The following is a 22,256-nucleotide window of genomic DNA, read 5'->3' on the forward strand; positions in this document are numbered from 1 at the left end:
TGCGGTAGGCATGCTTTGATGAAATGCCTGAACCGTTTCAGGTTTGTAGACTGCCGCAACAATCTCGGCTTTGCAATGGTTGAGTTTCAAATTTTTCTTAGATTGACAAAACTCAATGAACCGGTTCAATACTCCGGGTAATGTGAAGAGCGGAAAGCGGATGGTCAACAAAGCAGCCGCATATTCACTCGCCCTTGGAAATCTCCTTCAAAAACGCGTAGTTGACGTAGCCGGCGCGTTCCTGCGCCGCGACATGGTTTGAGGCCCGCAGCAGGCATGAGTGGATCGAGATCTTCGGGCAACGGCCGGCCAACCATTCGCGATGTGGCCCGGGAGGCGGGTGTTTCGATCGGTACGGTCAGCGCCGTCATCAACGAGCGCGGTCAGGTCGCCGAGGAAACCCGGCGCCATGTGCAGCGCTTCATCGCCGAACTCGGCTTCGAACCGAACAACACCGCCCGCAGCCTGAAGAGCCGGCGCATCTCTTCGATCGGTTTTGTCGTGCCTGATCTGGACAACCCCTTCTTCGCCGCGGTGGCGGAGGGCGTGCAGCGCGGCATCGGTGACAACGATATCCTCCTGATGCTGTGCATCACCTGGTCACAGACCGAGCGCGAGGAGTATTTCGCACGTATCCTGCGCACGCAGCGGCTGGACGGTGTCATCTATCTCACCGGCACAGGGCTTCCGAGTTCTTCGCTGCTCGAACTGGCGCGCGCCGGATCGGTCGTCTTCGTCGACGAGGTGTTGCCTGGCATCGACGTGCCGTTCGTGTCGAGCAGCAACCTGGCCGGCGCCCGTGCTGTCGCCAGGCATGTCATCGACCAAGGACACCGGCGCATTGCGATCGTCGGCGGACCGCCCCGGCTCTGGACCAGCGAGCAGCGGCTGGCTGGCTTTCGCGAGTCGCTGGCGGCGGCGGCCATCGATACCGACGCGGCGCCCTATGTCGCCGGCGACTACAGCGAGCGCTCCGGCTATCTGGCCGCAGAGCGCTTCCTGGCGGGTCCGCGCGGGCATTGGCCCACTGCCATCCTGTGCGCCAACGACCTGATGGCCATCGGCGTGATGCGATATTGCCGCGAGCACGATATCGCCGTGCCGGCTGAGCTCAGCATCACCGGTTTCGACGACATAGCCGCCGCCGAATTGCTGCAGCCCGCCCTGACCACCGTGGCGCAGCCGGGGCTGGAGATGGGTCGCGCGGCGGCCGAACTGCTGCTGCATCGGACCGGTGTCAGGCCGGAGCCACCGGCAACCACGCATTTCCAGACATCGGTCCGCATCCGCAATTCGGTGACCGGCGCCGCATCCTGACCGTTTCGGTCGGAGGCAGTCAGCCAAAAGCCGAGGGTTTCAATTTTCCGGCCAGCAGCAGGTGCTGCAGCGTATAGGCGACCGACAGGGCATCATCGAGCGCGTCGTGACCCTGCAGCGGCGGATGGTCGACGCCGTAATATTCCGCCAGCCTATTGCTGGGGGTCCTGGCAAGATCTTCGACCGGCATGCCGGCCGCCAGCAACAGCTTTACCGCGTTGTCGAAGCGCGGAGCCGGGATCGTCGGCGTGATGCCCTCGACGTAGCAACTGATGGCGACCATGTTCAGTTCGTCCTTGCCCCAGGACCAGAGCTGTTCTCCTTCCGAAAACGCGTCGACGTCCTGCAGGGCCTGAGGGAGTGGAACGCCTCGCGCGGCGATCTCTTCCGGCGTTATTCCCGTCAGCCGGGTAAAGAACTGGTCGATGTCATATTGCCGGCCAAAGCGGTCCATCGGGCGAACGTAGGATCTGTGCGTGTCCAGGATCGGATACGGGCCTTCCAGGCCGAGTTTCACCGCTCCGATCTGGGCGATGACCGGGTCGGGGTCATGGGCGCCACACCAGAACCGGCGTTGCGAGCCCTCCGCGCACAGAAATTCGCAGTCAAAGACGATCGCGGTTTTCATGCCGATTTCCCTGGGCTAGCACGCCTCTGCCGAATTTAGTGCCCCATCGTCGGTGTCAATGTCGAGATCGGGAGGGCAAGTCTTGCAGGACACGCTCCATCCGGGCCAAATATCCCGTCATGGTTCGCCGCTACTACAACCTTCCTTCGTTGATCGCGCTCGCTGCCTTCGAGGCGGCGGCGCGTCATCTCAGTCTCACGAAGGCGGCCGAGGAGCTCAACGTCACGGTCGGAGCCGTTTCGAAGCAGATCCGCATGCTGGAGGAGGAGCTTGGCAACCCGCTGTTCCTGCGCCGGCATCGGGCACTTGAGCTGACGCGCGAAGGCGAGACGATGGCGGCGGCCCTCAAGGAAGGGTTCGAGCGGATCTCGTCGACCTTTCGGCAGGTCAAGACGTCGGGCGGGCAGTCCAGCGTCACCATCGGCTGCACGATGGCGATGGCGCATCTGTGGCTGATGCCGCGCATGAGCGCCTTCTGGGGCAGTCACCAGGACATCGCCGTCGATCACGTCATCTCCGATCATCCGCGCGGCCTCGATCGTCCCGATATCGATCTCAGGCTGCGTTACGGCAACGGTGAGTGGCCGGACGAATTGTCGGCCAGGCTGTATGGCGACCGTATCTTCGCCGTCGCCAGTCCGGCGTTTGCGCGCGAGCATGCCGTCGAAACGCTGGACGACCTGGCCCAGCTGCAACTGCTTTCCGTCGAAGGCATGGACTGGAGCTGGACCACCTGGGCGGATTTCTTCCGCGAGCTCGGCTGCCCCAACCGGCGTCTCAATGTCAGGCGCTTCAACAGTCATGTCATCGCGCTGCAGGCGGCGCGCAGCGGACAGGGCGCAGTGCTGGGCTGGGCAAGCCTGGTCAGGCCGCTGATCGAAAGTGGCGACCTGGTGCAGCTCAGCGTTGCCGAAATCGCGGCGCCGCATTCCTACTTCGTCACCTGGAGCGCGCGTCGCCCGCTCAGCCGTCAGGCCGGCCTGCTGCGCGACTGGCTGCTGTCGCTAGACGATTGAGCCGCAGCTTCGGACGCAAGGCGTGCCGCTGTCAGGGGCGGGCAAGACAATCGACCAGGTCCCGTTGCTCCGCAAAGGCCGGGTGGCTGCGCGCCCAGCTTATCCAATAGCCGGCTTCCATGTGCAGCGTGCGATCCGTCAGGCGTTTCAGCCTGCCGGCGGCAATCGCGCCCGTACACAATGCGAGCGAGCCGAGCAAAACGCCGGCGCCGGCTTCCGCTGCCCTCAGGGATTGCGCGAAGGTGTCGAAGCGCAACAAGGGCGTCGGCCCGGGCGGTTCGGCCGCCGCGTTCGACCAATCGCGCCAACCGAGCCGTGGTCCGGACGTCGCGATACGCGGCTGGTCCTGCCAATTCGCGCCGGTTCCAAGCAGGGAGGGCGATGCCAGTGGCGTCAGCTCCTCGGTGAAAAGCTGGATCGCTTCGCGGCCCGGCCAATTGCCGGCGCCGAAGCGGATCTCGAAATCGACCTCCAGGCGTTCATAATCCGGCAGGTTCTGGATCGTCTCGAACGAAAGCTGCACATGCGGCAGCCGGCTCGCGATGTCGCCGAGACGGGGAACGATCCAGAGTTCGATGACCGAACTCGAGGCCGCGATGCTGATCTTGCGCCGCGGCTGCTCGAAGAGGTTTGCCGCACTGTGCAGCAGTTCCGCCAACGCGGCCTGAACGTGGGGGAGCCAGGCCTCACCCTGGGTCGACAGGATGACGCCCCGTGCCTGCCGGCTGAACAGCTGCGCGCCGAGATGGAGTTCCAGGTTCTTGATCCGCTGGCTGACCGCGGCCTGGGTCAGGCCGAGTTCATTGGCGGCCGCGGTAAAGCTGCCAAGCCGTGCCGACGCCTCGAAGACGCGGATCCATTCAAGTGGCGGCAGGCTCTGCGTTTTCTGAGGCATAATGAATTTTGGGTCTTGCTGTAAGGTAATGTTGTTTGTGCTTATGTGAGGTGCGGTGTCAAGTAGCGGTCATCCCCACCATTATCCGCTGAGGAGCGACCCATGGCAGGCAACACCCAATTCGAGATTCTGGACGGTGGCGAGGCTCTCGCGCTCGACCTTCCGGACAAAGGCAGGCGTCGTTTCCATGCCATCTGGCTGCGCGACAATGCCTGGGACGAAGCGACCCGCGCGCCGGGGAACGGTCAGCGCCTGATAACGCTCGGCGATATTCCCGCCGATACGACGATCGCTTCGGCACACGCGGATGGAAAGCAGCTCCATGTGACGTTCCAGCCGGAGGGCAGGACCATCGCCTACGATCTCAAATGGCTTGCCGACCATAGCTATGACGATACGCCGAGCCGCCTCACGGGATGGACCGGACCGGAAATCGAGACCTGGGATGCGACGCTGGGTGCGGCGATCCCGGTCGGCGATTTCGCCGCGGTGAGCCAGGATCGTCAAGCACTCGCCGTCTGGCTTGCCGGCGTGCGGCGCTTCGGGTTCGGCAAACTTGTCGGCGGTCCGGTCGAAAGCGGTGCGCTGTTCAAGGTCGCTTCGCTATTCGGCTATGTTCGGGAGACGAATTACGGCCGCCATTTCGAAGTGCGGACAGAGGTGAACCCCTCCAACCTCGCCTATACCGGTCTTGGCCTTCAGGCACACACCGACAATCCCTATCGCGATCCGGTACCCACCTTGCAGATACTGTACTGCCTGGAAAACTCTGCCAAGGGCGGCGAGAACATGGTTGTCGACGGGTTCCGCGCCTGTGAGAGGCTGCGCGCGGAAAATCCGCGTGGTTTCGATCTTCTGGCGGGCCACTGCGCCCGCTTCGAATATGCCGGCAGCGCCGGCGTCTGCCTGCGCTCGCGCAGGCCGATGATCGAGCTTGCCCCGGATGGGGAACTGGTCGGCATCCGCTTCAACAACCGTTCGGCGGCAGCCATCACCGAGGTGCCATATGACGACATGGCAGACTATTACGCCGCCTATCGCCGGCTGGGAGAACTCATAGACGACACGTCGATGGAAGTGACCTTCAAGCTGTCGCCGGGCGAATCCTTCATTGTCGACAACACACGCGTGCTGCATGCCCGAAAGGGCTACTCTGGCGCCGGCTCGCGGTGGCTGCAGGGCTGCTACGCCGACAAGGACGGCCTGCTCTCCACGCTTGCGGCCATCGAGCGGCAGGAGGCGGCATGATGGCCAGGACCGCTTCCGATACGTTGACGGCGGATACGATCGTGCCGTTCCTTGCCGATATCTTCGAGCGTCGCGGCGGGGAGGAATATCTCGGGGAGCCGGTGACGATGGCCGAACACATGCTGCAGGGTGCATATCTGGCCGAGCAGCAAGGCGAGCCGGAGATCATTGTCGTCGCTGCCCTGCTGCACGATATCGGCCATTTCACCAGCGAGTTCGGTACGTTCTCGATGGACGACACGCACGACAAACATCATGAGGAAGCGGGTGCCGAAGTGTTGCAGCGCTTCTTTCCCGATCTGGTGATCGACTGCGTTCGCTTCCATGTCGCCGCCAAGCGCTACATCTGCGCGACGGACCCTTCCTATTTCGGGCAGTTGTCGGCGGCTTCGATCCATTCCCTCAACCTGCAGGGTGGACCGATGAGCCCGGAGGAGATCGCCGTTTTCGAGACAAATCCCAATGTCCGCGACATCGTGCGTGTTCGCCATCTGGACGATGCCGGGAAGATCGCCGGCCTGACGACCCCCAGCTTCGCGCACTACGCACCGATGGTGCAGCGGGTGGTCGATGGGCACTGCAAGGCCGCTGCCTGATCGTCGCGCGGCTCACCGCTCTTGCTGGTCGCTTGAATTGAACTCAAGCGACCAGCGTTCCTTATTCGCTTGAACAAGCAGCTTGCAGTGCGTTCTCTTTCCGCAAGGGAGAACGCCTAATATGAGTGTTGCAGATCTAAGCCAGGTCACGGAAGCGCCGGCCCAGCATCGCCGCGGCGGCGGGCGCATCGGGCGCAAGGCGCTCAGAAGTGCAGCCGTGCCGGCCTTTCCCACGCTGGTACGCCAGATTCCGGCCTATGAGATCGTTCCCGACGAGGCAGTCGAGCTGATCCATCAGGAATCGCTGTCCATCCTCGAAGAGGTAGGCTGCGAATTCCGCGATGACGAGGCGATTGCGTTGTGGCGGCAGGCGGGAGCCGATGTTTCCGGCACGCGGGTTCGTTTCGACCGTGCTCTTCTGATGGAGCTGGTGTCGAAGGTTCCGGCCGAATTCACGCTCAACGCACGCAACCCTGAGCGCTCGGTGCGCGTCGGCGGCAAGAATTCCATCTTCGTGCCGATGTATGGCGCCCCTTATGTGCGCGACCTCGACAACAACCGGCGCTACGGCACGCTGGAGGACCTGCAGAACTTCCACAAGCTGGCCTACATGGCGCCGGCGCTGCATTCGTCGAGTTCGATTATCTGTGAGCCGATGGAAATCCCGGTGCCGAAGCGGCATCTGCACATCATCCATTCGGCCCTGAAGCACTCAGACAAGCCATTCATGGGCATCGTCACGTCGAGGGACCGTGCCGAAGACACGATGGCGATGGCCGGCATAGTCTTCGGCGAAGACTATGTCCGCGACAATCCCGTGCTGGTGTCGATCACCAACTGCAACTCGCCGCTGGTGTGGGATGCAACCATGCTCGACGCCATGAAGGTCTATGCGCGCAACAACCAGCCTCTGATCCTCGCCCCCTTCGCCCTTTGCGGTGCCTCGACACCGGCTTCCTCGGTGGGCGCCGTCGCGCAGGTCAATGCTGAGGCGCTGGCGGGCGTTGCCTTCACGCAGCTGCTGCGTCCGGGCTCGCCGCAGATCTATGGGCAGTTCATGGTCGCCGTCGACATGAAGACGGGGGCACCCATGGGCGGTACGCCGGAAGCCGCGCAGATGATGTACCTCATGGGCGCGCTCGCCCGGAAATACCGGCTGCCCTGGCGCACATCCGGCTTCCATGTCGGCTCCAAGCTGAACGACGCCCAGGCGGGTTACGAGGCGAACATGCTGATGCACGCGGCGATCCTGGCCGGCGCCAACTACATCTGGCACTCCGCCGGCTGGCTCGAGGCCGGACTGACCTGCGGCTATTCGAAATTCGCCACCGACTGCGAGCAGCTTGTCGGCTGGTATAAATATGCCGGCGGGGTTCCGTTCGAGGATTTCAAGGACGCGATGGCCGCCGTGCGCGAGGTCGGGCCGGCTGGCCACTATCTCGGCACGCAGCACACGCTCGACCATTTCGAGAACGCCTTCTTCAGCCCCAGCATCATGGACTTCAATTCCTTCGAGCAATGGAAGGCGGAAGGGGCGAAGGATCACGACACGCGCGGCCGGGAGAAGGCGCGCAACATGCTGGCCGACTACGAGGAACCGAAGCTCGACGAGGGCATCGCCGAGGCGCTGGAGGATTTCATCGCGCGGCGTGAGGAAAGGCTGCCGGACACCGTCAATTGAAACAGGTGGTCTTGGAGCGTTTCCGTTTCTCAGGGAAAAGGCGGAACACACTTTTCCTGAAATTGCTCAGGCGTCACAAATCGGCATGATCGGGCTTCCATTCAGATTCAGGCAGGCAGTCGTATGACTTCGCTACCCAAAGATCCGCTCCTCCAGCCATACCATCTGAAGCATCTGGTTCTGAAGAACCGGGTGATGTCGACGAGCCATGAGCCCGCCTATTCCGAAGACGGCATGCCGAAAGAGCGCTACCGGCTCTATCACGCCGAGAAAGCCAAGGGCGGCATGGCGCTGACGATGACCGCGGGCTCGGCCATCGTGTCGCGCGACAGCCCGGCCGCCTTCGGCAACCTGCACCTCTACGACGATGCCATCGTGCCCTGGCTGGCCGAACTTACCGACGCCTGCCACGAGCACGACTGCAAGGTGATGATCCAGATCACCCATCTCGGCCGCCGCACCGGCTGGAACAAGGCCGACTGGCTACCGGTGCTATCCGCATCGCCGGTGCGCGAGCCGGCCCACCGCGCCTTTCCGAAGACGGCGGAGGAGTGGGACATCGAGCGCATCATCGGGGATTATGCTTCTGCTGCCCAGCGCTGCCAGGCGGCAGGTCTCGACGGCATCGAGTTCGAGGCCTATGGCCATCTCATCGACGGCTTCTGGTCGCCGGCCACCAACCATCGCGACGACGACTTCGGCGGTTCGCTGGAGAACCGGCTGCGCTTCACCGACATGGTGCTCGATGCCGTGCGGGCAGCGGTGGGCAAGGATTTCGTCGTCGGCATCCGCATGGTGGCCGATGAGGATTTCGCCGCCGGCCTTTCGAAGGAGGAAGGCATCGAGATCGCGTGTCGGCTGGCGAACTCCGGCAAGGTCGACTTCCTCAACATCATCCGCGGATCGATCGAGAGCGACGCCGCGCTTTCCAAGGTCATTCCGGTGACAGGCATGCGCTCCTCGCCGCATCTCGACTTCGCCGGCGAGGTCAGGGCAGCGACGAAGTTCCCGACCTTTCATGCCGCGCGCATCCAGGATGTGGCGACCGCACGCCATGCCATAACCAGCGGCAAGCTCGATATGGTCGGCATGACCCGCGCCCACATCGCCGACCCGCACATCATGCGGAAGGTGATGGAGGGCCGCGAACACGAGATCCGCCCCTGTGTCGGTGCCACTTACTGCCTGGACCGCATCTATGAGGGCGGCGAGGCGCTGTGCATCCACAACGCGGCGACGGGCCGGGAAGCGACGATCCCGCATGTCATCGCCAGGGCGGACGGAGCACGGAAGCGCGTCGTCGTGGTCGGGGCCGGCCCGGCGGGGCTGGAGGCCGCCCGCGTGGCGGGCGAGCGCGGCCACATGGTGACAGTGCTGGAGGCTGCTTCGCAGGCGGGCGGGCAGATTCGGCTCGCCGCGCAGAATCCACGCCGCAAGGAGCTGATCGGCATCGTCGACTGGCGGCTTGCCGAACTGGAACGGCTCGGCGTCGATATCCGCTACGACAGCTGGGCCGAAAGCCAGGACGTGCTGGACCTGGAGCCGGACGTCGTCGTCGTCGCCACCGGCGGCATTCCGCAGAACCCGCCACTGGGGGCAGGCGATGATCTGGTCACTTCGAGCTGGGACATCCTCTCGGGCGCGGTCAAGGCGGCCGAGAACGTGCTGCTCTATGACGACAATGGCGGTCATCAGGGCATGGGTGCCGCCGAACTCATCGCCAACCAGGGTGCCAGGCTTGAGCTGGTTTCACCCGAACGGTTCTTCGCGCCGGAAATGGGCGGGCTCAACCATGTGCCCTATATGGCCGCCTTCCACGCCAGGGGCGTGACCATCACAATCAACACCCGCCTGCGCTCGGTGAAGCGAGATGGCAACCAGCTGGTGGTGACGCTCGGCTCGGATTTTGCCGACGGATGGCAGGCGACAAGACTGGTCGATCAGGTGGTCGTCGAGCACGGCACGGCGCCGCTCGACGAGCTCTATCTGGCGCTGAAGCCACTCTCCATCAACACAGGCGCGGTCGACTATGAGCGGCTGATCGAAGGCGGCGACATCTTTCCGCACCGCAATCCTGCCGGGTCCTTCACCCTCTATCGCATCGGCGATGCCGTCGCCTCCAGGAACATCCATGCCGCCGTCTATGACGGCATGCGTTTCACGCTGAGAGCGTGAACCGGCCCGAGACAGAAAGCTCAGAGATCCAAGGGAACACAAACCGAGCAGAACAAGAAAGGGAGGATAGAATGGGGTTCTTCAGAAACAATGGCGACCGCGTCCCGGCAGCCGTCGAGACGATGGCCAAGGACGTTATGGCAGGCCGCGTCGACCGGCGCGAGTTCCTGGCGCTGGCAAGCGCGCTGGGCGCCTCGACGGCGCTTGCCTACGGCATGGTCGGTCTGGCCGTTCCTGCTCCTGCTTTTGCCGAGGAGGCCAGGAAGGGCGGTACCTTGCGGGTATCGATGCCGGTCAAGGCACAGAAGGACCCCCGCACCTATGACTGGGTGGAGCTTGCCAATGTCTCGCGCAGCTGGCTCGAGCCGCTGGTGCGCTACACACGCGAATTCACCTTCGAGCCGGTGCTGCTCGAAAGCTGGGACGTCAATGACGACGCCACCGAATATGTCCTGCATGTGCGCAAGGGCGTGACCTGGAACAATGGCGACGCTTTCACCGCCGACGACGTCGCCTACAACCTGACCCGCTGGTGCGAAAAGGCCGCAGCCGGCAATTCGATGGCCGGGCGCATGGGCGCGCTGATCGACGCCAAGACCGGCAAGGCCCGGGACGGCGCCATCACCAAGGTCGATGATCACACGGTGAAGCTGAAGCTCGGCGAGCCGGATATCGCGCTCGTGCCGAACTTCACCGATTATCCGGCACTGATCGTGCACCGCAACTTCGACGCCGATGGCGCCGATCCGGTCAAGAAGCCGATCGGTACCGGGCCGTTCGAACTGGTGTCCTATGCGGTCGGCCAGAAGGCCGTGGTCAAGCGGCGCGAGAACGGCAAGTGGTGGGGTGGCGAGGCGCCGCTCGACGGTGTCGAATTCGTCGACTACGGCACTGATTTCAACGCCTCGGTGAATGCGTTCGAATCGGGCGAGATCGACCTCAACCTGGAAACCCCGGCCGACTTCATCGACATTCTGGACAAGATGGATCTGGTGAGGTCGGAAGTCGCCACGGCGACGACGCTGGTTGCGCGCACCAACGTCACCCACAAGCCCTATGACGATCAGCGCGTGCGCAACGCGCTGCAGATGGCAGTCGACAACAATGTCGTGCTGCAGCTCGGCTACAGCGGACGCGGAACAGTCGGCGAAAACCACCACGTCAGCCCGATCCAGCCCGAATATTATGCGCTGCCCAAGAAGGAGCGTGATGCCGCCGGCGCCAAGAAGCTGATGGCCGATGCCGGCCAGGCCGACTTCGAGCATGAGCTGATAACGATCGAGGACGACTGGCAGAAGAACACGGGCGACGCCATCGCAGCACAGCTGCGCGAGGCGGGCATCAAGGTCAAGCGGACCGTGCTGCCGGGCTCCACCTTCTGGAACGACTGGACCAAGTATCCTTATTCGATGACCATCTGGTACATGCGCCCGCTCGCCGTGCAGGTGCTGGCGCTGGGCTACCGCACCGGCGAGGCGTGGAACGAATCCGGCTATTCCAATCCCGATTTCGACGCCAAGCTGAAACAGGCGCTTTCCATCAATGATGTCGAGAAGCGGCGCGAAGTGATGAAGGACCTCGAGACAATCCTCCAGGACTCAGGCGTCATCATCCAGCCCTACTGGCAGAAGCTTTATTGCCACATGAGCAAGAAGGTGCGGAACTACGGCATCCACCAGACCTTCGAGATGGATCTGCAGAACGTCTGGCTGGAAGAGGCCTGATCCGCAGGGCGCAAAAGCAGCCGGCAGAACTGTGCCGGCTGTTCGCATGTTTGCCGACGAGGACCGCAATCGGTCGCTTGAAGGGGGGCGCTGGAGGCGGAAATTCAAAACTCGAGCGGCCATGGGATTTCTGTTTTCGTGAAAAAAACGGAGATTCATTACAACTTTTCCCGAGGCAAAAAACTGGGCGGAAAATTCACTCGAAGGCCATGGGAAAGGTGCGCTTTCGCAGTTGTCGCGAAGTTGTCCGCAGTCGCCAGGTGAACTTCCGAATTCGGGATTCTTCCCTCATAAGTTGCAATCGGCAAGATCTTTGGGTGGACAGTCTTTCCCGTCGGGTCTATATGACGGCTCCGGATTCTGAATATCATTTCCGCCAGAAAGCGCATTCCTGGCGATTATTTTGCCCCATAAGGGAATGTCGGAAGTTTCTTTCCCAGAAGAGGAGAGTTCATCCGCCGACACGGCGGATTTGCGAATTACTGCATGGTATCAAATTATTCTGATTCAATATCGACGACCGAACAACATAACGCCAAAAATTCAAGTGGCGTAAAAAGTAAGACTCAGAAATATATACAAGATATTTGGAGACAATGCCGATCGAGCGCTGGAAATGGCGCGTTCGGGCAAGCCAAAATTGGAGATCCATGCGTCCACCGGTTGTATGATCGGGGTCGACGATGCGAGCTTCGACATCATGACCGGCGAGACCTTTGTCATCATGGGCCTGTCCGGCTCCGGCAAGTCGACGCTGCTTCGCCTTCTCAACCGCCTGATCGAGCCGACCGCCGGTGCGGTCGAGATCGACGGTCGCGACATCACGAAGATGTCCAGGCGCGAGCTGATCGAACTGCGGCGGCACGACATGAGCATGGTGTTTCAGTCCTTCGCCCTGCTTCCCAATCGCACTGTGCTCGGCAACGCTGCCTTCGGGTTGGAAATTGCCGGGGCGAGCGAGGCCGAGCGTGCCGGGAAGGCTCTTGCAGCGCTCGACGCAGTCGGCTTGAAGCCCTATGCGAACAGCAGGCCGGACGAGCTTTCTGGCGGCATGAAGCAGCGTGTCGGTCTGGCGCGGGCGCTGGCCAGCGAACCGACCATCCTGCTCATGGACGAGGCTTTTTCCGCGCTCGATCCGTTGATCCGCACCGAGATGCAGGATGAATTGATGCGCCTTCAGGCCGAGCAGAGCCGCACGGTCGTCTTCGTCAGCCACGACCTCGACGAGGCCATGCGCATCGGTGACCGCATCTGCATCATGCAGCATGGCAAGGTCGTGCAGATCGGCACGCCAGACGAGATCGTCTCGAAGCCCGCCAACGACTATGTGCGGTCGTTTTTCCGCAATGTGGATGTCTCGCAGGTCTTCAAGGCCGGTGACATCGCCCGCAAGACACAGCTCACCATCATCGACCGGCAGGGGGTCTCCGTGGCGGCTGCGCTGGAGCAGATGGAACAGTCCGGGCGTGACGTGGCCATCGTTGTCGGTCGCGACCGAAAGTTCCACGGCATGGTCAGCCAGGACGCGCTGATCGACAAGATCAAAACAAAGACCGCGGAGCCGTATCGCAACGCTTTCCTGCAGGGCGTGGAGCCGATCGCTGCCGGCGAACCCTTGTCCAACGTGCTCGGCCGCGTGGCCGAAAGCCGCTGGCCCGTGCCCGTGGTCGACGAGCATGGCCGCTATGTCGGCTCCATCAGCAAGTCGGCGCTTCTGGAAACGCTCGACAGGGCCGGTTAGAGCGCCGCGCGTCCATTCGGACGCGCAAAGGTCGCTCTAACACTTTGATTTGGCGCATGATCTTTTCCGAAAATCGATTCCGATTTTCGGGGTCATGCGCTGAGCCGAAAGGAAAGATCGTGGATCTCAATTTCAGTGTCGGCCATGGCGCCGACGTCGTCGTCAATTACATCCTGGACAACTTCACCCCCGCGCTGGACGTGATTGCCGCGGCGATCGGTTTCGTGACCGGCAGCATCCAGGGCGCGCTGGTGGGCACTCCTCCGATGGCGGGTATCGCCCTGCTGGCGATGCTGTCGCTGTGGCGGGTGGGATGGAAATTTGCCGTGTTCGCCTTGCTGGCGCTTGCGCTGGTCAATCACATGGGCCTCTGGCAAGGCACCATGGAGACACTGTCGCTGGTGCTTTCGGCCACCGTCATCGCCGTGGTCGTCGGTATTCCGGCCGGCATCGCCATGGCACGCTCCGACAGGGTGGCGAGCCTGCTGCGACCCGTGCTCGACCTGATGCAGACGATGCCGGCCTTCGTCTATCTGATCCCTGCCGCGATGTTCTTCGGCCTGGGAGCGGTGCCTGGGACCATCGCCACGGTCATCTTCGCCATGCCGCCTGTGGTGCGCCTGACCAATCTTGGCATCCGGCAGGTCCATGGCGAGTTCGTTGAGGCAGGACTGGCCTTTGGCTGCACCCCTTCGCAACTGCTGTTCAAGGTGCAACTGCCCAATGCCATGCCTTCGATCATGGCTGGGGTGAACCAGACGATCATGCTGTCGCTTTCGATGGTCGTCATCGCCTCGATGATCGGCGCGGGCGGGCTCGGCAACAATGTGCTGACAGGCATCCAGCGTCTCGACGTGGGCGCCGGCTTCGAGGGCGGGCTGGCCGTCGTCATCCTGGCCGTTGTGCTGGATCGGATCACCCAGAGTTTCGGCAAAGGCAGTTCGGGCTTCCTGAATTTCCTTGTCTCCCGCAGGGCCGCGAGCGTCGAGCGGGCGAATTCGCCGGACCACGTTCCGGCTGATGACAAGCAGCGTTCCGCCGCGGCTTGAACTTCCAAATACGAAGGAGAAGAGATGTTCAGGACACTCACACGTATCGGATTGGCCGCGCTTGTTGCGGGCAGCATGGCCACCGCGGCCTTCGCACAGGAGGGCAAACCCGTGAAGTTGGGCTGGGCCGCGTGGTCGGATGCGGAATTCGTCACCAAGCTTGCCGCCAGGCTCATCGAGGACAAGCTCGGCCAGAAGGTCGAACTGGTGCAGACGGACGTCGCTCCGCTCTACCAGGGCGTCAGCCGCGGCGACATCGATGCCATGATGATGGCCTGGCTGCCCGAAACCCATGCCGACTATTTCAAGCGCGTGGAATCCAAGGTCGAGACGCTGGGTACCATCTATGACGGCGCAAAACTGGGCTGGGTCGTTCCGGCTTATATCCCCGAAAGCGAGATCAGCTCGATCGAGGACCTGAAAAAGGACGAGGTGAAGCAGAAACTCGGCGGCGAGGTGCAAGGTATCGACCCCGGCGCCGGCCTGACACGGCTTTCGGAGCAGGCGGTCAAGGATTACGGCCTGGACTACAAGCTGAAGATCTCCAGCGAGGCCGGCATGCTGACCACCGTCGACCGCGCCATGCGTTCCGAGAAGTGGTTCGTCGCCACGGCCTGGAGCCCGCACTGGATGTTCGGCAAGTACAAGCTGCGCTACATCGCAGATCCAAAGGGCTCGCTCGGCAAAGCCGAGCATATCGACATCCTCGCCCGGAAGGGGTTCAAGGAAGACAATCCCAAGGTCGCGGAACTGCTTGCGCGCATGAAGCTGCCGATCCCCGAACTCGAGGCGGCGATGTTCGACGCCCAGGAAACCTCCTACGAAAAAGCGGTCGACAAATACATCGCCGATCACCCCGACCAGGTGAAGAAGTGGGTCGAGGGATAAGGCACGCCACGCTCTTCGGGGCGCCCTCGACGTGACTGCTTCGCGGACGGCGGCGCTTGCCGCCGCCCATTGTTCCGGAACGCGAGTGCAGCCAGCCGCTGCGCTCATTTTCTCAAAGGAGACCGAAACGTGTCCCATCACCATGCCGACTTTTCCGCCGACACGCTGGGCGGCCGGATATCGCTTGCCCGCGAATTCGCGGGGCTCTCGATCGCACAAGCCGCGCAAGCCCTGGGCGTCCTGAGCTCAAGCTGGACCGCCTGGGAGTGCGATCGTGCCGAACTGCGAGCCAACCGATTGACCACCATGGCCGGAATCCTGGGCGTCAGCCCGATCTGGCTTCTCACCGGTGTCGGAAGCGCACCGGAGGAATCCATCCGGGACGACCCGGCGAAACTCTTGCGGGAGCTTCACGACACATCCAGGAGCATCGCTACCCTGAACATGCGTGTGCAGCAGCTTATCGTCGGTTTCGAAGGTCTCCGAACGATGGAGAGCGGGTCGACTGCAGCATGACGGAGGCTCGGCGTCCGGCATTCCAGCGCACCTAAAGATCGGTTGATTTGCCACCCATCTGCTTGCATAGTGCAAGCAGATGGGGTGGTCTCCGTGCGGGAGCGAACTGGCATGGCCAAACTTGTGTTCGGAATGAACCAGTCCCTGGACGGCTATGTCGACCACATGCGGTTTGCGCCAAGTCCCACGCTCTTCCGCCATTTCATCGAGGAAGCTCAAGCGCAGGCCGGCAGCATCTACGGTCGCCGGATGTATGAGATCATGCGTTACTGGGATGACGATCATCCGGAGTGGGATGCGGACCGACAGGCCTACGCCGCGGCGTGGCGGAAGCAGCCGAAATGGGTCGTGTCGCGCTCGTTGCAGGCGGTCGGTCCCAACGCCCGACTTGTCGAGGGTGGTCTCGAGGGCGCGATCCGGGAGATCAAGGCTGGGCATGACGGGGAGATCGAAGTTGCCGGCCCGGACCTGGCGCGAAGCCTCACCGAACTTAACCTGATCGATGAATACCGGATCTACCTGCATCCCGTCGTGCTTGGTCACGGCACGCCCTATTTCGCCGGTCCCCGGCCATCGCTTCGCCTTGTGACGCATGATCGGATCGGCGAGGACGTGATCAGGTTGACCTACGTTCCTGCCTGATCACGTTGCCAGCCGGATGGAAATCAGGACGTAGCATTTATCCTGCAGCGCCGAGGCGCCGCGTCATCGCATCGAGCGACGGCCATGGCGGACCCTCGCGCAGGGTGCGGATGAGCTGTTCAGCCCAGTGCCGGCCGTCTGGGAACTGGTCGCCCGCGTCCCACCGCCATGCTGCGACCATGACGAGAACGAGGGCCCGGCATGCGCTCAGCAGCGTCTGATCGACGTCGGGATAGTGCTCGATGACCGCATCAGGCACATGGGCCAGGTCGAACTCCACCGGCCCACGGCAACATGTCTCAAGGTCGATGAACAGCGGCCCGAATCTGGTGTTCAGTACGTTGCCGGGATGTGGTTCGCCGTGCAGCAATTGTTCTACGGCGCCACTCTCGACAATCGTTCGTTTGAGGCTCTCCAGCAGGCTGCCGAGAAACTCCCGATCCTCATCGCCCAGTCCGGGCGTCAGGTTACGGTTGGCCAGAAGTTGCCCTGCTTCCGCAACCCGATCGGTGAAGCGCAGCGTGGCGATCGCGATTTTTTCCATGCCGATGTGCAGGCGCCGCAATGAACGCGCATAGTCGACCGGCGCGACGTCCAGCGTGACGGACGCATGGTAGGTCCAGAATGTCAGCGTGAAACCATCGCGCTCGTAGACGCGCGGCGGAATGCGGGGTTCGAGCGCAACTGCGGGGCTGTCGGTCTTTGCAAGCAACTCGGCCAGCTCGACCTCGAACGGCATAACCGGATCCGCCAAGGGTGCTACCCGGGCAAGGATGTCGCAGGGCAGAAGGCGCAAGGTGAGCTTGTTCGAATTCTGGAGAACAACCGCATCATCGACTGTCAGGCCAAGCTCGGTGGCGGTGGACGTGGCCGCAGCCACAGCACGCGAAACGTCGGTAGCTTGCACGAAACGGCTCCGTTTTCATATGCTCGAGATCGCGACCACGATAATTGCAGTTGCCAAGACTCTGCCTCGAAACTCCTCTTAGTCGGGCTTTCCGGGCACGAGATTGATCCGCACGTGCTTTGCAATGATGAAGCCGGCTACCCCGTAGCTCGCACTCCATTCGATGCGGTAGTTCTCCTCGACCTGAGTGATCTCCAGATCAAAGATGATTGCCGGCATCATGTTGAAATCGATGCAATGGATTGTGGTCACGCCATCAAGGATGAGAGTGACCGTCGCGTGCTTGTCGAGAACAAAATAGCCCTTGGCATCCACCTGGTCCGTCATACTCCAGGCCTGTATGCGCAGCAGCGCAGCTCCCTTGCCGGAGAAGGTTATCTCAAGCAGTTCGGCATCATGAAAGCGGGGCACGCACCCGAACCAATCAACGAGTGCCTCCCCTCCAGGAATATCATGCAGCGTGGACTTGGGAGATGTCATGACTTGCGAGTATCCAAGGCCTCATAACCTTTTGCAAATTCACCGCTATCAAAATCACCGACGACCATGCCTTCACCACCATTGGTAGGGAGGACATTGTGGGTTCGGACTTCAAGGGTAGCCTTGTAGTCTTTCCTGCGGTCTGGACGAGGGGTGGGAACGGCTCTCCTTCCACCTCAAGACGACCCTCAGCATCCTGGGCATTCAAAAACGGAGCCAAATCCAGGGGGCAAAAAGATAATGGCGGAGAAGGAGGGATTCGAACCCCCGATACCCTTGCGAGTATGCCGCATTTCGAGTGCGGTGCTTTCAACCACTCAGCCACTTCTCCGCAGCGTGGTCGGCCTTGCCGGCGCGGCGCACTAGATAACGGCTGCTTGCCCGGGACACAAGGCCCTAAATGGGCTGATTTCGGCCCTTTTTGACGAAGCCGTCCGGCCTTTGCCTTGACTCACCGCGAAGCTGCGGTTATGGACGGCCCGCATTCGGCGTGGGGGATTCTCCGCGCCGCTTGTTTTTTGAACCCGCAGACTGACAAAAAGACGGCCGAACCGCCCCGACAAGGACAAGCGGTTCAAAAAGGCCGACCGAACAGCGAAAGGCAAAAAATGTTCGCAGTCATCAAAACGGGCGGCAAGCAGTATCGTGTTGCCGCCAACGATGTGCTCAAGATCGAGAAGCTCGAGGCCAATGTCGGCGACGTCGTCGAAATCGGCCAGGTTCTGGCGCATGGCGAAGGCGAGAATGTCGTGATCGGCGCTCCGTTCGTCGACGGCGCGGTGGTCACCGCCGAAGTCGTCGAGCAGGGCAAGAACCGCACCGTCATCGCTTTCAAGAAGCGCCGCCGGCAGAATTCGCGCCGCAAGATCGGCCACCGCCAGCTGCAGACCACCGTGCGCATCTCCGAGATTCTGGTCGCCGGTGCCAAGCCTTCCAAGAAGGCGGCTGCCAAGGCCGAGGTGAAGGCGGAAACCGCTGCAGAGGCCAAGGCTGAAGCCGCTCCCAAGAAGGAGAAGGCTGCGCCGAAGAAGGCCAAGGCAGAGGACGCCGCTGAGTAAGACTGACCGGGCGGCCATGTCGCCCGAGCAGGCTTGAAACGGAACGCGAACGCGTTCATAAGGGTTTTGAGGCGCCCCCGCGGCGCAAAGGAGCAATGAAATGGCACACAAGAAAGCTGGCGGTTCGTCGCGCAACGGTCGCGATTCGGAATCCAAGCGCCTTGGCGTGAAGAAGTTCGGCAGTGAAGCCGTGATCGCAGGCAACATCATTATTCGTCAACGTGGCACCAAGTGGCATGCCGGCACCAATGTCGGCATGGGCAAGGACCATACCCTGTTTGCGCTGGAAGCCGGCGTCGTAGCCTTCAACAAAAAAGCCAATGGCCGAACCTACGTGTCGGTGAACCCGACCCTTAAAGCAGCGGAGTAGCCGGTTCCGCACCTAGACACCGGCACCCCATCTCGGGAACCGGTGTCTGGCCAGGCCAGGAAAAGGATCAGGGGAGATGGGTGACCATCTCCCCTTTTTCTCGTGCCTGGAGGACTTTCAACATGGTTGCCGAAGCGGACTACACGGACGACGGAGGCTTCACGATCGATAACCCGGTGCTGCGCACCGAACGCCTGGTGATGCGGGCGCCGTGCGAGGCGGATATCGCTCAGCTGGTGGCGCTTGCCGACAACCGCCACGTCGCCGAGATGCTCGCCCGCATGCCGCATCCCTACGGCATCGAGGAAGCCCGCAGCTTCCTGGCCATGGCACGGGCGCCGCGCGGCGGCATCGTCTATGCACTGACTCTTGCCGAGAACGGCGCCTTCATCGGCTGCGCCGGGCTGAACAGCACCGACCGTGGCCTGGAACTCGGCTACTGGATCGGCGAGCCGCACTGGAAGCGCGGCTACGCCACCGAGGCGGCGCACGCGCTGGTCGACCTCGCCTTCACGCGCACGACGATCCAGGTCCTCCAGGCCTCGACCCGGGTGATCAACCCGGCCTCGCGCCGGGTCATCCACAAGTGCGGCTTCCAGTATGCCGGCCAGGGCATGCTGAATTCCATGGTTGCCGGCCAGGTGCCGGTCGAGCGTTACCGGCTCGACCGCAAGACCTGGGCGAGCCTGAGAAGCTGGGTGCGGCTGTAGTTGATGGCCGGCGGCGTTGAGAGAGGCCGCCGGCCGCTGACGGCAATGAGCAGGGCAATGAACGAAGCAACACAAGCCACCATCGCGCCGATGGCGGAGACCCATATCGAGAGCTTCCATCGCGCGCTCGATACCGTGGCGCGCGAGCGCAGGTATCTCGCCTTCCTGGAAGCGCCGCCGCTGGCAGCCACGCGCGATTTCGTGCGCGGCATGATGGAGAAGCGCAATCCGCAGTTCGTGGCAGTCGTGAAGGATGAAGTCGTCGGCTGGTGCGATGTTTCCAGGCACGAAAGGCCGGTTTTTGCGCACCGGGGAGCGCTCGGCATGGGAATCGTTCCAGACTATCGCGGCCGCGGGCTTGGCCGGCAACTGATCGAAACGACGCTCGCTGAAGCGCGTCGACAGGGCATCGTGCGTGTCGAATTGACGGCCTATGCCGACAACGCGCGCGCCATCGCGCTTTATCGGAAGGTCGGCTTCGTTCAGGAAGGCGTCGAACGCGATGCGGCCTGCATCGACGGCAGCTACTGCGACATGGTCATGATGGCGACCATCGACAAGGCAAACAAAGATGCTTGGCGAGGGTAGCTCAGCCCAGTTCGAGCCAGACGGGCAGGTGGTCGGAGCCGTCCGCGTTGCGGTCGACCCAGAGGCGTTTCAGCGAACCGGCCAGCGAGGCGCTGGTGAAGATGTAGTCGATGCGCTTGTGGCGGCTTTCGTCCTTGGGTCGCTCCGGGTCGACCCAGGTGACGAGGTCCGGTTCCCCGGCGTCCAGCCGCACGGCGGCGTCGACGGCGAGGTCGGCGCTGAGATGCAGGCCGAATTCGTGATCGGGCAGGCCGGCGAAGTCGACATATTCGGGCGAACCGGCCAGCATGTTGAAATCGCCCATGACGACGAAAGCCTCGGGGCATGGCGGTTCCGGCAGGCCGATCTCGCCGAGGCCGCTCAGTCCGCCGCCTTCAAGCGCATAGTTGAGCACACGATCGCGCAGGAAACGGACCTGCCGGGCGCGCTCGACGGGATTGCGATGGTCGAGATGTGCGGAATAGAAGCGCACGAAACCGAGCGGTGTCTCGATCAGGGCCTCAATGGCGCCGCGCTGGAAGTTCATGGTGCCGACGGAGCGGCTTCGCGGCAGCAGCAGGTTGCGCGACAGATGGATCGGCGTCTTCGACAGCACCATGTTGCCAAGCTGGAAGGTGACCGTGCGGGCACGGCCGCCGACGATCGAAGAGCCGATATTGGCCTCGAAATTGGAACCATAGACGGCAAAATAGTCCGGCAGCGCCTCGCCGATCGCGGCAACCATGTCATGTCCGCCGTTGCGCGGGTTGTTGCGCGAGATCTCCTGCAGGGCGATGACGTCGGCGCCGCGCACGGCGTCCGCGATGCGGCCGAGGTCGTAGCGACCGTCGAGGCCGATGCCGTACTGGACGTTGTAAGTGACAACCCGCATAACGCACTCTCCCGCATCCGGCCGCAAATTCGGCCGTACCCGCTCTCGCTCTGGGCCTTTCCATGGTTTAGAGCAGACAGGTTCATGAAACTCCATAGCAATAGAAATCGCGTCCGATGAAATTCCTCGATCAGGCCAAGGTCTACATCCGCTCCGGCGACGGCGGAGCCGGTGCCGTCTCGTTCCGGCGCGAGAAGTTCATCGAGTTCGGCGGGCCGGACGGCGGCGACGGCGGCCGCGGCGGCGATGTCTGGGTCGAGGTGGTCAACGGCCTCAACACGCTGATCGACTATCGCTACCAGCAGCACTTCCGCGCCAAGACCGGCGTGCATGGCATGGGCCGCAACCGTACCGGTGCCAAGGGCGGCGATGTGACGCTGAAGGTGCCGGCCGGCACGCAGATCTATGCCGAGGACAACGAGACGCTGATCTGCGACCTGACCGAGGAAGGCCAGCGCTTCCGTCTCGCCGCCGGCGGCAATGGCGGTTTCGGCAACCAGCATTTCAAGACGTCGACCAATCAGGCGCCGCGGCGTGCCAATCCCGGCCTGCCGGGCGAGGAACTGACGATCTGGCTGCGACTCAAGCTGATCGCCGATGCCGGGCTGGTCGGTCTGCCCAATGCCGGCAAATCGACCTTCCTGGCGGCGGTCACGGCGGCGAAGCCGAAGATCGCCGACTATCCGTTCACGACGCTGCATCCGGGGCTTGGCGTGGCGCGCATCGACGCGCGCGAATTCGTGCTGGCCGACATCCCCGGCCTGATCGAAGGCGCCCATGAAGGCGTCGGCATCGGCGACCGGTTCCTCGGCCATGTCGAGCGCACGCGTGTGCTGCTGCACCTGGTTTCCGCGCAGGAGGAAAACCCCGGCAAGGCCTACAAGACCGTGCGCACGGAACTGGAGGCCTATGGCAACGGGCTTGAGGACAAGGTCGAGATCGTCGCGCTTTCCCAGGCCGACACGCTGGACGAGGACGCACGCAAGAAGAAGCTGGCCTCGCTGAAACGCGCGGCCGGGCGGCAGCCTTTCCTGGTGTCGGCAGTCACCGGCGAGGGTGTCGAGGCGGTGCTGCGCGCGCTGATGGCCGTGGTGGCCGAAGCGCGCGACGCCGTGCCGGCAAGGGTCGAGACGCGCTGGGAACAGTAGGACATGTC

General features: G+C 62.6%; 21 protein-coding genes, 1 tRNA gene and 1 pseudogene. 17 read left to right on the plus strand and 6 right to left on the minus strand.

Annotated features, from left to right (window positions below; all coding sequences use genetic code 11):
- The first annotated feature begins 276 nt into the window (after window positions 1-276).
- A complete protein-coding gene (locus tag ACFJIU_RS28310; protein ID WP_379065597.1) occupies window positions 277-1,317 on the plus strand; it encodes a LacI family DNA-binding transcriptional regulator in 1,041 nt (346 codons plus the stop codon).
- Between the two features lie 19 nt (window positions 1,318-1,336).
- Here the strand turns inward: ACFJIU_RS28310 and ACFJIU_RS28315 are convergent, their stop codons facing one another.
- Window positions 1,337-1,945 carry a 3'-5' exonuclease gene (locus tag ACFJIU_RS28315; RefSeq protein WP_379065599.1) on the minus strand — a complete coding sequence of 203 codons (609 nt, stop codon included), beginning with the start codon at window positions 1,943-1,945 and terminating at the stop codon, window positions 1,337-1,339.
- A 119-nt stretch (window positions 1,946-2,064) separates the two neighbouring features.
- Here ACFJIU_RS28315 and ACFJIU_RS28320 point away from each other — a divergent pair, with 119 nt between their 5' ends.
- Complete coding sequence (locus tag ACFJIU_RS28320; RefSeq protein ID WP_379065602.1) at window positions 2,065-2,961, plus strand: LysR substrate-binding domain-containing protein; 897 nt, start codon at window positions 2,065-2,067, stop codon at window positions 2,959-2,961.
- 31 nt (window positions 2,962-2,992) lie between these two features.
- On the opposite strand, the gene ACFJIU_RS28325 is transcribed toward ACFJIU_RS28320, so the two are convergent.
- A complete protein-coding gene (locus tag ACFJIU_RS28325; protein ID WP_379065604.1) occupies window positions 2,993-3,856 on the minus strand; it encodes a LysR family transcriptional regulator in 864 nt (287 codons plus the stop codon).
- A gap of 102 nt (window positions 3,857-3,958) precedes the next feature.
- Here ACFJIU_RS28325 and ACFJIU_RS28330 point away from each other — a divergent pair, with 102 nt between their 5' ends.
- The 10 genes from ACFJIU_RS28330 (at window position 3,959) to ACFJIU_RS28375 (ending at window position 16,116) form a co-directional block, all read left to right on the plus strand.
- Window positions 3,959-5,104 (plus strand): TauD/TfdA family dioxygenase, encoded by a 1,146-nt coding sequence (locus ACFJIU_RS28330; RefSeq protein ID WP_379065606.1) that lies wholly within the window; start codon window positions 3,959-3,961, stop codon window positions 5,102-5,104.
- Complete coding sequence (locus tag ACFJIU_RS28335; RefSeq protein WP_379065607.1) at window positions 5,101-5,700, plus strand: HD domain-containing protein; 600 nt, start codon at window positions 5,101-5,103, stop codon at window positions 5,698-5,700. The genes ACFJIU_RS28330 and ACFJIU_RS28335 overlap by 4 nt, the downstream gene beginning before the upstream one ends.
- Before the next feature lie 121 nt (window positions 5,701-5,821).
- A complete protein-coding gene (locus ACFJIU_RS28340) occupies window positions 5,822-7,381 on the plus strand; it encodes a trimethylamine methyltransferase family protein (protein WP_379065609.1) in 1,560 nt (519 codons plus the stop codon).
- 123 nt (window positions 7,382-7,504) lie between these two features.
- Window positions 7,505-9,556, plus strand: coding sequence for an FAD-dependent oxidoreductase (locus ACFJIU_RS28345; protein ID WP_379065611.1), 2,052 nt, complete (start codon window positions 7,505-7,507; stop codon window positions 9,554-9,556).
- A gap of 71 nt (window positions 9,557-9,627) precedes the next feature.
- The gene (locus ACFJIU_RS28350) at window positions 9,628-11,280 is read left to right on the plus strand and encodes an ABC transporter substrate-binding protein (RefSeq protein ID WP_379065613.1); all 1,653 of its coding nucleotides are present in this window, start codon (window positions 9,628-9,630) and stop codon (window positions 11,278-11,280) included.
- Window positions 11,281-11,854: 574 nt separating this feature from the next.
- Window positions 11,855-13,021: a glycine betaine/L-proline ABC transporter ATP-binding protein ProV gene (gene proV / locus ACFJIU_RS28355; protein WP_379073256.1), complete on the plus strand. Its 1,167-nt coding sequence runs from the start codon at window positions 11,855-11,857 to the stop codon at window positions 13,019-13,021.
- Window positions 13,022-13,140: 119 nt separating this feature from the next.
- Window positions 13,141-14,070: an ABC transporter permease gene (locus ACFJIU_RS28360; protein ID WP_379065615.1), complete on the plus strand. Its 930-nt coding sequence runs from the start codon at window positions 13,141-13,143 to the stop codon at window positions 14,068-14,070.
- Between the two features lie 24 nt (window positions 14,071-14,094).
- Window positions 14,095-14,958 (plus strand): glycine betaine ABC transporter substrate-binding protein, encoded by an 864-nt coding sequence (locus ACFJIU_RS28365; RefSeq protein WP_379065616.1) that lies wholly within the window; start codon window positions 14,095-14,097, stop codon window positions 14,956-14,958.
- Window positions 14,959-15,087: 129 nt separating this feature from the next.
- Entirely contained in the window at window positions 15,088-15,474 is a 387-nt protein-coding gene (locus tag ACFJIU_RS28370) for a helix-turn-helix transcriptional regulator (protein WP_379065618.1), read from the plus strand.
- 111 nt (window positions 15,475-15,585) lie between these two features.
- On the plus strand, window positions 15,586-16,116 hold the full coding sequence (locus tag ACFJIU_RS28375; protein WP_379065620.1) for a dihydrofolate reductase family protein: 531 nt from the start codon (window positions 15,586-15,588) through the stop codon (window positions 16,114-16,116).
- A 37-nt stretch (window positions 16,117-16,153) separates the two neighbouring features.
- On the opposite strand, the gene ACFJIU_RS28380 is transcribed toward ACFJIU_RS28375, so the two are convergent.
- From ACFJIU_RS28380 to ACFJIU_RS28390, 3 genes are all read right to left on the minus strand, one after another.
- The gene (locus ACFJIU_RS28380) at window positions 16,154-17,023 is read right to left on the minus strand and encodes a phosphotransferase family protein (protein ID WP_379065622.1); all 870 of its coding nucleotides are present in this window, start codon (window positions 17,021-17,023) and stop codon (window positions 16,154-16,156) included.
- Between the two features lie 78 nt (window positions 17,024-17,101).
- Complete coding sequence (locus tag ACFJIU_RS28385; protein ID WP_379065624.1) at window positions 17,102-17,503, minus strand: hypothetical protein; 402 nt, start codon at window positions 17,501-17,503, stop codon at window positions 17,102-17,104.
- A 241-nt stretch (window positions 17,504-17,744) separates the two neighbouring features.
- A tRNA-Ser gene (locus ACFJIU_RS28390) sits at window positions 17,745-17,834 on the minus strand.
- A 277-nt stretch (window positions 17,835-18,111) separates the two neighbouring features.
- Here ACFJIU_RS28390 and rplU point away from each other — a divergent pair.
- The 4 genes and pseudogenes from rplU to ACFJIU_RS28410 form a co-directional block, all read left to right on the plus strand.
- Window positions 18,112-18,555 (plus strand): annotated as a pseudogene (gene rplU / locus ACFJIU_RS28395) (50S ribosomal protein L21); the annotation flags it as partial.
- Between the two features lie 106 nt (window positions 18,556-18,661).
- Window positions 18,662-18,931 (plus strand): 50S ribosomal protein L27, encoded by a 270-nt coding sequence (gene rpmA / locus ACFJIU_RS28400; protein WP_054309796.1) that lies wholly within the window; start codon window positions 18,662-18,664, stop codon window positions 18,929-18,931.
- A 122-nt stretch (window positions 18,932-19,053) separates the two neighbouring features.
- Window positions 19,054-19,641 (plus strand): GNAT family N-acetyltransferase, encoded by a 588-nt coding sequence (locus ACFJIU_RS28405; RefSeq protein WP_379065626.1) that lies wholly within the window; start codon window positions 19,054-19,056, stop codon window positions 19,639-19,641.
- A 57-nt stretch (window positions 19,642-19,698) separates the two neighbouring features.
- Window positions 19,699-20,229, plus strand: coding sequence for a GNAT family N-acetyltransferase (locus ACFJIU_RS28410; RefSeq protein WP_379065628.1), 531 nt, complete (start codon window positions 19,699-19,701; stop codon window positions 20,227-20,229).
- Window position 20,230: 1 nt separating this feature from the next.
- Here ACFJIU_RS28410 and ACFJIU_RS28415 read toward each other — a convergent pair whose 3' ends face one another.
- Complete coding sequence (locus tag ACFJIU_RS28415) at window positions 20,231-21,100, minus strand: endonuclease/exonuclease/phosphatase family protein (RefSeq protein WP_379065631.1); 870 nt, start codon at window positions 21,098-21,100, stop codon at window positions 20,231-20,233.
- A gap of 116 nt (window positions 21,101-21,216) precedes the next feature.
- Here ACFJIU_RS28415 and obgE point away from each other — a divergent pair, with 116 nt between their 5' ends.
- Entirely contained in the window at window positions 21,217-22,248 is a 1,032-nt protein-coding gene (gene obgE / locus ACFJIU_RS28420; RefSeq protein WP_379065634.1) for a GTPase ObgE, read from the plus strand.
- Window positions 22,249-22,256: the final 8 nt, after the last annotated feature.

The organism is Mesorhizobium sp. UC74_2, from assembly GCF_042701485.1.
Classification (GTDB): Bacteria; Pseudomonadota; Alphaproteobacteria; order Rhizobiales; family Rhizobiaceae; genus Mesorhizobium.